Genomic DNA, 12,550 nt, shown 5'->3' with positions numbered 1-12,550 from the left:
GTTCCAACTTCAGCTTGGGGGCGGGCGGGCGTGAAAGCCTGCAGGCTTTCACGCAGCGTGCCGCCGCCACCGGCGGCACGCTCAGCGCTTACCAGCGCTGCCGCCCGCCCCGGGGTTGCTGCGGATAAAAACGCAATCGGCCCCGTGCGCGTCGAGGCTACCTTCGGTTTTCCACGTCCCGCTTCTTGGCTGGCAAAGTTCTGATTTATTCAGCTTCATCCCCGGCCAGGTACTCTGCCTCGCGGCGGCCAGTGTCTTCATCGACAAACCAGAACAGGATTCCCCCGGCCAGGAACATCAGGGACACCGAGGCGATTCCCACCCGGCTGGAGGCAGTGGCGCTCATCCCCCCGGCGCGCGCGGCCAGGCCCACTCCGCCGATCAGGAGCGGCCCGATCACGGTGGCGAACTTGCCCATCATGTTGTAGAAGCCGAAATACTCCGCCGCCTTGTCCGGCGGGATAATCCTGCTGTAAAAACTTCTGCTCAGCGCCTGGACTCCGCCCTGCACCAGCCCGATAGCACAGGCCAGTACGTAGAACTCCCGCACATTGTCCATGAACGCCGCCCACGCGGTGATGGCTAAATATACTGCTATCCCCACGAAAATCATCCGCCGGGTGCCGAGTCTGCCGCCAAGATAGCCGAACGTAATTGCCGCGGGGAAGCCGATAAACTGCACCAGCAGCAAGGCCACGAGCAGGCTGTTGGGATCGAACCCCAGGCTCATCCCGTAGTCCACCGCCATGCGCACAATCGTATCGACCCCGTCGATATAGAGCCAGTAGGCGAGCAGGAACAGGAAGATCGTGCGCTGGTAGCGGATTTCGTGGAACGTGGCGACCAACTGGCGGTATCCGGCCCGAATGGCCCCGCGCCCGGCGGACCGGCCATTGCCCGGTTCCGGGACGAACAACAGCAGCGGGATCGTGAACACGGCCCACCACACCGCCACGCAGACGAACGAGAATTTTACTGCGGCCGCCGCATCCGCAAACCCGAACACATCAGGTTTTCGCACCATCCAGACATTGAGCGCGAACAGCACTCCGCCGCCCAGGTAGCCCATGCCGTAACCCAGCGAGGATACCCAGTCGCGCTTTTCCGGCTTAGCCACCGAGGGCAGCAGCGAGTCGTAGAATATATTCCCGCCGGAAAATCCCACAACTGCGATCACGTACAGCGCCACCGCCATCCCCCAGTCGCCCCTGGCCACCATGTACAGCCCGCCGGTCATCACTATGCCCATCACCGCAAAAAAGAACAGAAATTTTCGCCGAGAACTTCCCCTGTCTGCAATGGCCCCCAATATCGGCGCTATCGCCGCCACCACGATCCCGCTGATCGCGTTGGCCACCCCCAGGCGGGCGGTGCTGAGCGTAACATCCACGCCCTCGCTCCAGTACTGCTTGAAAAACACCGGGAAAAAGCCGGCCATCACCGTGGTGGCGAACGCCGAGTTGGCCCAGTCGTACATTGTCCAGCCGAATACTGCCCGCGGACGTTCAAGATCGTTCATTTTCGGCCTCCGCGTCGCTGAGTGCCCGGTACCATTGTTCGAGAATATTGTCCTTGCCCCCTGAAGGTGCAATCGGCGGCAGGAAGTTCACCTGGAGCCGGCTGAAATGAAAACCGGGGTTGGAGCGGCTTAGAAACGCGTTGGTTCCATCAAGGTAGACCGGCACAACGGGCACGCCGGCTTTTTCGGCCAGCAGGCCCAGGCCCGGCTTGGGTTCGTCCACCCGGCCGTCAATAGAGCGCCTGCCCTCGGGGAATACGCACACCGGGTAGCCCAACTCCAGCAGACGCAACGTGTTCTGGAGCGAGCGGGCGGCTGTTTCGAGCGTACCGGTTTTGATAATACGCCCACGGAAGCTGATCTGTGCGAACGGCCAGCGGTCGAAAATCTCGGCGGTGGCCACGGAGAACATCCGCCTGCTGAGCCAGCCGGGGACCATGATGTGGACCACCAGCCCGTCGGCGTAGGAGACGTGATTCGGCGCCAGCAGGAAAGGGCGGTCTTTCGGCAGGTTCTCGACACCAGTCGTTCCGGCGCGGAAAAACAAGCCCAGCGTGATTCTCAGTTTGAGCCTGGCCCACCAGCGCACGACATTCCAGAACCGGCTGTCGCCCATGTCAACCAGTTGCTCCAGCGGTTTTTCGGGCAAGGTGGCGACTGTTTCAGCTTCTGCGCTGTCACGCTCGATAAACTGCCGGAAATCATCGAGTACAAAGAGCGTGGCGGCTTCCTCGTCGCTCAGCGAGAGACCGAACTCGTCCTCGGCCGCCGAGATAAAGTCGAGCTTGCTCAGCGAGTCCAGGCCCAGGTCGGTTTCCAGGTTTTCGCGGCCGGTGGGTATTTTATCCAGTTTTAGTCGCTGTCCGGTGAAAGAGAGCAACCGATCGCCGGGGTCGCCCTCGGCGGCGGATTCTGCTTCAGTGCCGCCGGCAGGTTCCTGCTCGATCCGCTGGATGACCTTGAACCGCTGGAGCTTGCCCAGCCGCGTACGGGGCAGGGGATCGCGGGTGAGGACAATCCTGGTTACCCGCTGGTAGGACGGCAGCCGCAGGCCGACATTCTCCAGCTCGAATTTGACCTCGCTGAAAATACTGGAAACCTTGCGGCGGCGGATCGATTCGAGGCTGGGCACGACAACCGCTGTCAGGTGCTCACGCCCGTCGTGCACGGTCAGGCAGATACAGACTTCCTCCACCAGGTCGGTCTGTTCGTAAATTTTCTCCACTTCGCCCGGGTAGACATTTTTCCCCGACGGCATCACGATAACTTCCTTGCTGCGGCCGGTGAGGAACAAGTTTCCGTCGCTGTCCAGGCGGCCCAGGTCGCCGGTGCGGAACCAGCCGTCCTCGAACGCCCTGGCGGTTTCATCCGGCAGCTTCCAGTAACCGGCCATCACGTTGGGTCCACGCACCCAGACCTCGCGGTCCTCGATCCCGCCGCCGGACTCGGCCAGTTTCAACTCAACTTCCGGGACCGGTTTGCCCACCGAACCGAATACCGGTCTGTCCGGGTGGTTGATCGTCACAATCGGCGCGGTTTCGCTGAGTCCGTAGGCCTCGACGATCCTGAAGCCCAGGGCGGCAACTGTGCGGTGCACCTCGGTGTCCAGCTTGGCTCCTCCACAGGCGAAAAACCGCAGTCTGCCGAACCTCCGGTGGACTTTAGCGAACAGCCACCTGCCCGGACGCCATCCCCGCTCGATCCCGATCGACCCGACAGCGAGCATCAGCTTGAACACCGCCTGCGCAGGCAGGCTGCGGGTCTTGACTTCCTGGATCACCCGGTTGTGCAACGAATTGATCACCTGGGGCACCACCGCCATGATAGTCACCCGCTCGCCGCGCGCGGCCGAACCGATATCGGCGGGTTTGAGCGAGGCCGGAAAGACGACACCGGCGCCGATGGTGAGCGGCAGGAGCATGGTGACGGTAAAGGCGTACACGTGATGCAGGGGCAGGAGCGAGAGCATTTTGTCCGAGGAAGATATCATCTTACCGAACGTCTGCAGTATGGTGACATTGTGCAGGAAATTGGCCTCGGTGAGGATCACTCCCTTGGGCGTATCCGTGGAGCCGGAGGTGAACACGATCGAGAACGGCCGGTTGACGGCCAGCGGCGTTGGCGCGAAATCTCCGGGCAGGTCGGCGGGAGCGATACTTTCCAGATCGATCACGAGCCGGCAGCGGGAGAAGCCCTCCTTCAGCGTCGGTGAGCAGACCACCGCTGACGGCTCGACAAAGGCGACTATGTTGTCACGGTCCGTGTCGCTGTAGTCGGTGTCCATCGGCACTACAGTCATCCCTGCCAGGTGAACTCCCAGGCAGGCGGCGACCCAGCGGCCGGAGTTGGGTCCGCTGACGACTACCCGCCCGCCCGGTTCCAGTGCCGGTTCAGCTCTCAGCCGGGCGGCGAACCTGCAGGCGGCGCCGTGGAGTTCGGCGTATGTCCAGGACGCGGCTGGTCCATCCGGCCCGTATTCGATAACGGCGGGCCTGGACGGGAACGCGTCAGCGCTGGCTGCGATCATGGTGGCGATGGAAGACGTGGCATACTCCCGGGCCATGTTTGCGAGGCAACAGGGCAGGCAAGTATTGCTAAGTTAACCACGGCGGGAGCAGTAATCAAGAAACGGCTGAAATGGACGAGGAGATACGGTTCGTTCAGCGGCGGAGTTCAGCGGCGGAGTTCGGCCACGCAGCCGGCCACATAGTCCACTTCGGCGTTGGTCAGCTTCGGATAGAGCGGCAGGGAGACAGTCGTGCGGGAAATCGATTCGGCTACAGGGAAATCACCCTGAGAGAAACCGTACTTATCGCGGAAGAACGGGTGAAGATGAATGGGTGGTGAATAGTTGACCGAGACTCCCACCCCCCGTTCGGCCATCCCGCCCAGGAACGCCCTGCGGCAGCCGGCCGGGACCGAGATCGTGAACAGGTGGTGCGCGTGGCGGGCCTCGGGGTGCACCGGCGGCAGGACAACCCCCGGTACGTTTTTCAGCTTGCGACGGTAGCGGGCGGCCAGGCGCGCGCGGCGGCCGTGCATTTTCCAGGCCCGTTCGAGCTGGCCCCGCAGCAGCACGGCCTGGATGTTACTCATGTTATACTTCCAGCCCATGGTTACGATCCGGTAGCTGACATCGTCCTTGCCGTAGCGCTTTTCGGCCGGACAGTCCATGCCGTGATGGCGCAGCAGCCGAAGGCTCTTGTCCAGTTCAGGATGGCGGGTAGCCACGGCGCCGCCCTCGCCGGATGTGATACTCTTGGTGGGATAGAAGCTGAAACAGGCGGCGTCGCCAAGCTCTCCAACCCGCACGCCGTCGCGCTCGGCTTCCAGCGCGTGGGCCGCGTCTTCCACAAGAGCCAGGCCATGCTTGTCAGCCAGTGAGCGCAAAGTTTTCATGTCGCAGAGCAGTCCGCCCAGGTGGACCGGCAGGATCGCCCTGGTGCGCCCGGTGATTGCGAGTTCCGCCTGCCCGGGGTCGAGATTGCCGCTCCCGGCTTCCACATCGGCGAACACAGGCGTGGCCCCGGCCTGGATAACGGCCAGCGCTGTGGCCGCGAACGAGAGCGGCGTGGTGATTACCTCGTCGCCCGGACCCACGCCCAGGCCTGTCAGCGCAAGCTGGATGGCGGCCGTGCAACTGGTGACTCCCACGGCATGTGGCAGTGCGAGGAACCCGGCCAGTTCGTTCTCGAAAAGCTCGACCTCCTTGCCCGTGGTGAGGAACAATCCGCCCAGGGTGCGCTTGAGGTCGGCCAGTTCGCGACGGCCAATGTTGTGCTTGAAAAACTCTACCTTCAATTTACCGGACTCCGAATCCCGGGGACGCGATTAAAAGGGTGATAAAAATATAACTGAATACGGGCCGGTCCGTTTGTCAATAAGCCCGTCGGGGCACAGCCGGCTTTGAACGATAGGATCCGCGCCAGATCAGGAAGAGGACTGGAGGCAACGGGACAGATACCGGAAGGGGGTCGGTTGTTCCGGACTGGCCCGTTTTTTTGTCAGCCTGTCTGCCGCGGATACCAGACGGATACTATCGGCGGATCAGGTCAATACCAGGCAGTTTTCCACCGAGGAAGAGTTTCTGGCGCGCTGGGCCAGCAGGGGATGGGGCACGCCCATCGTTTCCTGCTTGAGCGGGATCGGGTGGCGCGTGCCGTAGTTGCTCTCAACCAGCACAAGCTGCTTGCCCCTGCGGTTTTTCGTATTGATCACCAGCGGTCCCTGTAGGTTCGCGCTCATGGTGAACGGCTCGCGGCTGATCGACACGAGCACGCAGATAATCAGGTCTTCCGGGTTGGTGCTGCCGATAGTGGACAGCTCGGACTTGCGCGCGCTGATCCGGTAGTCGGGAAAGAACATCGCCGGGTCGCAGATGACGAACGCAAGCTTGGGATCATCGGCCGACTGCAACCAGAAGAACGGATGGTTGTTCTCCTTGCTGTAGATCACGAACCGCTTGTTGCCCGCGAAGCCCACCAGACCCTCAGGAAAGACCATCAGGTCCTTTTCGGCCACATCCAGGGTGCCGAATCTTGTGGTTTTTACTTTCAAAGCAGCCTCCAGTCTATGGTTATGACGTTGCAGTCCTCTGTCTTCTCAGTTCAGCCGGCCCAGGGAGACTTTCCCGATCAGAGAAAGTCCAGCAGGCTGGGCATGATAATCCTGCCGGCGGCTCCGAGAGCGGCGTTGAACGCGTTTTCAGCGGCAGCCAGTTCGTTAATCGCCTCGATCACGTCGAGGTCCTCGATTCCGGAGAGGATTTCCGTATTGCGCAGGTTGCTGTCCAGGCCGCGCTCCCGGGTAGTGAAAAGCTGGTTGGCCCTGGCCCCGACCTTGGTGCGCTGGTTGAGTATGCGGTTGAGCGAATCGGGGAAATTGTTCAGCGTGCGCTGGATATCTTCCTGGTTGTTGCTCAACAGGGAATTTTTCAGGAACAGGAGATTACCCAGGATATCCTTGCTGCCTGTCAGGCCCAGCAAGTCCGCGGTCTCGTCGAACACGGTGGTCCCATCGGGGTACTTCCTGTTCGATCCGTCGGGGTTTTTGAGCGCTATCTTGTTGACCACCAAGGTGGTTCCTGATATCCTGCTCTTTATCGAGATTCCCATGCCGGCATCGTTGATCGCGGCCACCACGCCGGCTGTCGAGTTGTTGAGGTGGATAATCACGTCCTGGACGGTTTGAGCGCTGCTCAGATCGACCACCACGTCCCGGTCGCCGTTCTGGATATTGATCCGTCCCGGGATGAACGTGCCGCCGTTGAGCAGACTGAGCTTCGTGCTGCCGGTGATCAGGGGGTTGAGCGCCGAGCCTACAATCCGGTCGCTGCCCACCACGCTGGTTCCGGCAATGCCAAGGTCAGTGGCCGCCGTGCTCTGGGGCGCGTCCTCGACCTTGATCACGCTGCGATCGGTGATCAGGTCGACCGTGCGGGTGGTGCCGTCGGCCAGGGCGAGCGTGACTGTACTGTTGAGAGTATCTACCGATTGAATGGTGCCGACATACTGTTGTTCATCCGGCCCGGGCCCTTCCACCAGCTTGAGGGTGCGCGCCTCGAACTGGCCGGAGGGGTTGAGCGAGCCGTTGAGTTCGAGCTGCTGACCGATAAAGAGGTTGTTCAGCGGCTGCTCGCTGGTTACGTCATACAGGGTCCCGTCACCGCTGCGCACTGAAATCCGGTTCGCGGTTTCGTCGACAGTCTCGATCGTACCGGTAATCGACTGTTCTCCCAGGCTGGGCGTATCCACCAGGCTGAGGTAGCCGGCCGTTTCGACGCCATCGAAGTCAAACGTGTTGACCACCACCGTGTCGCCGGCGGACAGGGAGTTGAGCGTGATGTTGAGCACACCGGTGTTGGTGGCGCGCACCAGCGTTGTATTCGGGGTCGAGCGGTCGATAATGGAGATGCCCCTGAGGTCGTTGGAAATCAGGGCCTCGATATTGACGATTCCCTGGCCGTTGAACCCGAGATCGTTGATAATGTTGATAACGCCCTGGAGCGTATTGGAGTTGGTGATATCGATATAGACCGTGTTGCCTTCGGCATCGGTTATCCGGAACGCTCCGGGGTCGATACCCTGGCCGGAGTTCAGGTCGGCCAGCCTTGTCTCTCCGTCGACAGCCGGCAGGAGCTGGCTGTCATGGCCAAGGGGAGTAAGCGGGTCGACCAGGATGTTGCGGCTGCCTGTAATCCCCAAGGCGGTAGCGGAGAACCCTCCGGTTCCGTCGGTTATCCTGAGCGTACGTCCGCCGACCGTGCTGGTGACCGATATCCCGGTGCCCAGCTCGTTGATTTCAGCGCGAAGATCGAAACCTGCGCCGTTGATCGTATCTAGAATCTCGCCCACGCTGGCAGCCTGCGAAAGATCGATTTCACCGGTCCGCGGGCCGTTTTCGACGTAAATATTCGCCAGAACGATACTCCGGCCGCGGTTGAGCAGACTCACCGCCGTGTCGCGCGTCAGCACCGGAGCAAGCGAGCTGCCGATCAGGAGGGAGCCCAGCGCACCGGTTTCCGAAGTGAGGATTCCGAGGTCGCGGGCGGTATGGGTGTTCTCGCTGAATTCTGAGATAGTGAGTGGATTCTGTAACGGGCCGGTGGTCTGGTCGACAATCAGAATGCCGCTGCCGCCGGAATTGATTTCGGCGCGGACATTGATCCCGGCCTGGTTGATCAGTTCGCGGACGTCGGTGATAGTCTCCGCTTCGCTGGTATCGATCACCGCCGTGTTGCCGGCGCGGTCGAGGATCTGGAATTTTCCTTTTTCGACACCGCTGCCGTAGTTGAGATTTTCCAACCGCGTCGTCAGGGAAATCGGAGCCAGGTCTCGTCCCTCCAGCACCCCGTCTCCATCAATATCCTTGCCGACGATCCCGAGCTGACGGGCCACGCGGCCGGTGGTCACTTCGTTGACCTCCAGCCGCTGGCCGGGGATCCGGTCATTGATCGAGGTCCGGTCGGTGAGCACAATCGCCTGGCTGGTCTCGTCGACAACCGCATCGACCATCAGCCTGCGGCCGGTATCGTCGCGGGCGGTTGAGATCAGGAACGCGACTTCTTCAAGAGTTTTCGCGTTTCTGAGGTCCACGACAGCCGTAGCTTCGGCCATGTTGGTCACCATGATCAGGCCCTGGTCCACGCCGGTGCCCTGGTTCAGATCGACAAGCTTGCGCTGGGCCAGCGGGATAGTTTTTTCCGAGAAGGGGAACAGGTTCGAGTGTCCCCCCAGATCGCCGTCGACACTGGGAATCAGGATCGAGCCGGCCACGTTCGTAATGGCTGTGGTGCCGTTCTCGATCTCGATATTCATTTCACCGCTGTCGCCGGTATAGGTGATTCCGGTGTCGGTTTGGATAAACGGTGTGTCGATAGTTTTGAAGCCGGCGAAAATGAAGCGGTTGCCCACCTTGGTATTGAGCAGGTCGACAAACTGGTTGATCAGGGCGTCGACCTCCTCGGCCACCGCGGCCCGCGTGTTGGTGTTGGCGGTGACATTGGCCTGGCTGATCGCCAGTTCCTGGGCCCTCATCAGCAGGCCGCTCAGGTCATTGAATACCCCGTCGGTTGTATTAAGCTGAGTTTCGCCCGACTCGATATTGCGGAGGAACTGGGTGGTCTGGCTCAACTGGGAGCGCAGCCGGATAGCGCTGGCCGTACCCACCGGGTCGTCGCTGGGCCTTCTGATCCGCTTGCCGCTCGAGAGCTTGCTCTGGATTTCGAGCAGGTTCTGGGCGTTGCGGTTCAGGTTCCTCATCACCGAGGTGCTGAGCAGGTTCTGTGTCACCCTTACAGTCATGCCTGTGCTCCGTTACTCCTTAACGGGCCGGTCAGTGAACTTGTCCACTGCCGGGGACCGGTTTTTCCAGAATCTTTTTCAATTCCTGGAGGTCCTGTTCGCGCGTGCCGGCGGCACGGCGGTTTTCCTGCTGGATCTTCTCGTATACTTTCTGCCGGTGGATCGGTACCTCCGGCGGGGCCAGGACGCCAATTTTTACCTGTTTGCCCTGCACTTCCAGCAGGGAAACTTTGATCTGGTCGCCGATGGCGATACTCTCCCCCAACTTCCTTGTCAGTATCAGCATTTATCGTCCCTGATATGAGAGAATAGCCGTTTCATGTTTTTGAGCGGCGCTGTGTTTTACGTCCCTGTTGCCTCCCTGCCGTCATTTTCGGCGATCAGTATCGTCCAAGCTGGACCAGGACTCCCATCATTTCATTGGTTGTGCTGATTACCCTGGCATTGGCTCCGAACGCTTTCTGGTAGCGGATCAGATTCACCAGTTCCTCGTCCAGGTTCACTCCGATCACACTTTCGCGGAAATTGGAAAGGTGCTCGACCAGGATTTCCTGGTTGGCCCGCCGCTGCTGGATCGTATCACTCTGCAGGCCGAAGGCGCTGACCGTGCTTGCCAGATAGTCCTCGAAGGTAAACCGGCCGTTATTGAGCACGCCCTTGTTGCGCAGCATCGCCAGTTCCAGGGCATTGGTATTGTCGCCGGGCGCGCCGCCGCCGCTGGCGGCGATATTGCCGGGATCGTTGTTGATCAGTGAGCTGATTTTTATCGTCTGGGCGTCGTCGCCGCTGAAGAAGTCGATCCCGGTGGGCAGAGAAAGCCTGGAGCCCTGCAGACCGTAACCCTGGCGGTGGATCGCGTTGACCTCGTCGATCAAGGCCCTGGCCAGGGTGTCGAGCTGGTCCTGGATCCCCGGGATCATTCTGTCCCTGATTTCCACCAGGCCGCGAAGTTCGCCGCCGCGCAGCTCGATAGCTACCTTGGCCTCGGGATTGTACAGATGGATTTCCATGCGGCCGCCTATGTTTTCACTCCTGGCTTCGACATGGGTCACCTTGTCGATCACGACAAACGACTGCCCCGCGATAGAAACGGTCATTGTGTTGTTGGCCGGGTCCTCTACGGCCGAGATATCGACCATCCGGCTCAATTCGTCGAGCAGACGGTCGCGGTTGTCGCGGAAATCGTTGGCTTGGTTGCCCAGGGCCTCGGTGCTGCCGATCTGCACGTTGAGTTCGGCCACGCGGTCCAGGATTTCATTGACCTTTTTGACCTGGTCGATAATTTCGAGGTTTTTATTGTTCCTGATCTTGTCGAGCTGGGTCCACATCTGGTTGAACATCCGGGCCATCGAGCGGCCCCGCTCACTGACAGTGGTGCGAACGGAACTGCTTTCGGGATTGGTGGCCAGGTCCTGGAGACTGGTGAAGAAGTTCTTGATCGTCTGGTGCAGCCCGGTGTCTCCGGGTTCACTGAGGATTCCCTCGACCAGCTCGATACTTTCAGACTGTTTCTCGAAGTCTCCCAGCAGCTGGTTCTCGTCCCGGTACTGGCGGTCGAGAAAGGCGTCGCGAACCCGGGCAATGCTCTTGAGATTGACGCCGGTGCCGAACAGAAACTGGTTGAGCAGGATCGGTTTGTTGGCCTCGAGCACTATCTGCTGGCGCGTATAGCCCTCGGTGTTGACATTCGCGATATTGTGGCCGGCCACATTAAGGCCCTGCTGATTGACCCTTATCCCGGACAACCCGATATACAGTGCGTTTGACAGGCTCGGCATCTTTCTGCCTTTCCTTCGATTCGATTAAGCTCAGGCTTTCTGGTCCAGAACCTTGTGCGTACTGCCGCGGCCAGTTTTACGGCCGCTTTGCTCGTAGGTGTTGCGGTTCAGCGACGCCAGGTTGATCATCAGTCTCAATTGCCCGTCCACCAGATCCCTGCTGCGGGTTATCAGCGCCTCGTTCTGCTTTTTCATCTCGGCGACCCGCGCGCTCGAGGATTTGATTTTATCCGCGACAGCCTGAAATTTTTTGGGCCACCGTCCGCCGAACATTTCGGCCAGGTCGCGAAGGGATCTGTTCGCGGCGTTCTGCCCACCGGCCAGTTTCCGCACCAGCGCGCGGCGTTCATCCTCACGGCCCAGATTTTCTCTGGCCAGCCTGCGCTGGCGTTTGACAGTCTCCACGAAATCCGCCAGCTTCCAGCCCATCAGGGCTTTCTGCTGGTCGCGAAGGCAGGCGTAGAGCTTGTCCATCCCCTCGGCCATATCCCCCAGCAGGTTATGGAGCTTTTTGGTCTGGACTGCGGAAGTGTCTGTTTTGTTCTCAGCCATCGGTTATACTCCGGGTCTGAATCCCATGCTGCGAAAAATCTCTTTCAGACGGCCCACCTTTTCCAGATAGTCGGTCGTCTCGCGATAGGGGGGCACTCCGCCGTAACGGTCAACAGTGCCGGGGCCGGCGTTGTAGGCGGCCAGGGCCAGCCTCTCATCGCCCCCGTAGCGTTCCAGCAAGCCGCTGATATAGCGCACGCCTCCGGTCACGTTCTGGTCCGGGTCGAACACGTTGGCCACCCCCAGCATCCTGGCGGTGGACGGCATCAGCTGCATCAACCCTCGTGAGCCGGCCGGACTGACCGCCCCCGGATTGCCTCCGCTTTCCTGGGCGATCATCGCTGCCACCAGTGCCGGGTCCACACCCTCATTGGCCGCTGCGCGCTCGATCAACTCGCGGAAGCCGCTGACGCGGGCGGTGCGGCCGGCAGGCTGGCCGGGACCGGTGACAGGCGCCTCCGGCGGCGATTGCGGCCGGGCGGGAAGCTCCTGCACGTTCGGCCCGGGATCAGGGGGTAGGGCCGTGGCAGGCGGCACCTCCATGTGCCGCTCCAAGTCCCCGGACAGTTGCCGGTAGATCATGTCTGCCAGGCCGATCGGGCTGTTCTCGCCGAGCTGCTCGGCCAGTTTTTCGTTCAGCATGCCCCGCCAGGTCTGCATCGCCTGGCTGTTGCCCAGCGAGCCTTCCTCGCGCGGCACGGTTTTCTCCATTGAATCGAGCAGCATCTTCACGAACAGGGATTCGAGATCGCGGCTCACCTGCCGCAGGGCCTGCTCGTCGCCTTTCGCATCGTCCGAGCGTTGCTGGAGGCGTTTGAGATTGGCCTCGAGACTCTGACTGCGGGCATTCATCGCTTCGCCGCCCGGGAATCCTATCATCTCCATGCCGCTGCTCATCT

9 protein-coding genes are annotated in these 12,550 nt (G+C 60.9%); all 9 read right to left on the bottom strand.

Annotated elements, in window-relative coordinates; genetic code table 11:
* Nucleotides 1–205: 205 nt before the first annotated feature.
* The gene (locus tag FVQ81_10170; GenBank protein MBW7996910.1) at nucleotides 206–1,519 is read right to left on the bottom strand and encodes an MFS transporter; all 1,314 of its coding nucleotides are present in this window, start codon (nucleotides 1,517–1,519) and stop codon (nucleotides 206–208) included.
* Nucleotides 1,506–4,082, bottom strand: coding sequence for an AMP-binding protein (locus FVQ81_10165; protein MBW7996909.1), 2,577 nt, complete (start codon nucleotides 4,080–4,082; stop codon nucleotides 1,506–1,508). Before FVQ81_10165 ends, FVQ81_10170 begins: the two co-directional genes overlap by 14 nt.
* 110 nt (nucleotides 4,083–4,192) lie before the next feature.
* A complete protein-coding gene (locus FVQ81_10160; GenBank protein MBW7996908.1) occupies nucleotides 4,193–5,320 on the bottom strand; it encodes a DegT/DnrJ/EryC1/StrS family aminotransferase in 1,128 nt (375 codons plus the stop codon).
* A gap of 246 nt (nucleotides 5,321–5,566) precedes the next feature.
* Complete coding sequence (locus tag FVQ81_10155; protein MBW7996907.1) at nucleotides 5,567–6,076, bottom strand: flagellar assembly protein FliW; 510 nt, start codon at nucleotides 6,074–6,076, stop codon at nucleotides 5,567–5,569.
* Between the two features lie 77 nt (nucleotides 6,077–6,153).
* Complete coding sequence (gene flgL / locus FVQ81_10150) at nucleotides 6,154–9,321, bottom strand: flagellar hook-associated protein 3 (protein ID MBW7996906.1); 3,168 nt, start codon at nucleotides 9,319–9,321, stop codon at nucleotides 6,154–6,156.
* Nucleotides 9,322–9,352: 31 nt separating this feature from the next.
* On the bottom strand, nucleotides 9,353–9,607 hold the full coding sequence (csrA, locus tag FVQ81_10145; protein MBW7996905.1) for a carbon storage regulator CsrA: 255 nt from the start codon (nucleotides 9,605–9,607) through the stop codon (nucleotides 9,353–9,355).
* A gap of 94 nt (nucleotides 9,608–9,701) precedes the next feature.
* Nucleotides 9,702–11,099 (bottom strand): flagellar hook-associated protein FlgK, encoded by a 1,398-nt coding sequence (gene flgK / locus FVQ81_10140; protein ID MBW7996904.1) that lies wholly within the window; start codon nucleotides 11,097–11,099, stop codon nucleotides 9,702–9,704.
* 30 nt (nucleotides 11,100–11,129) lie between these two features.
* On the bottom strand, nucleotides 11,130–11,651 hold the full coding sequence (locus FVQ81_10135) for a hypothetical protein (protein MBW7996903.1): 522 nt from the start codon (nucleotides 11,649–11,651) through the stop codon (nucleotides 11,130–11,132).
* A 3-nt stretch (nucleotides 11,652–11,654) separates the two neighbouring features.
* On the bottom strand, nucleotides 11,655–12,548 hold the full coding sequence (locus FVQ81_10130) for a transglycosylase SLT domain-containing protein (GenBank protein ID MBW7996902.1): 894 nt from the start codon (nucleotides 12,546–12,548) through the stop codon (nucleotides 11,655–11,657).
* Between the last annotated feature and the right edge of the window lie 2 nt (nucleotides 12,549–12,550).

Source organism: Candidatus Glassbacteria bacterium (assembly GCA_019456185.1).
GTDB lineage: Bacteria > Gemmatimonadota > Glassbacteria > GWA2-58-10 > GWA2-58-10 > JAJRTS01.
This window is presented reverse-complemented; position numbering and strand designations above follow the sequence as displayed.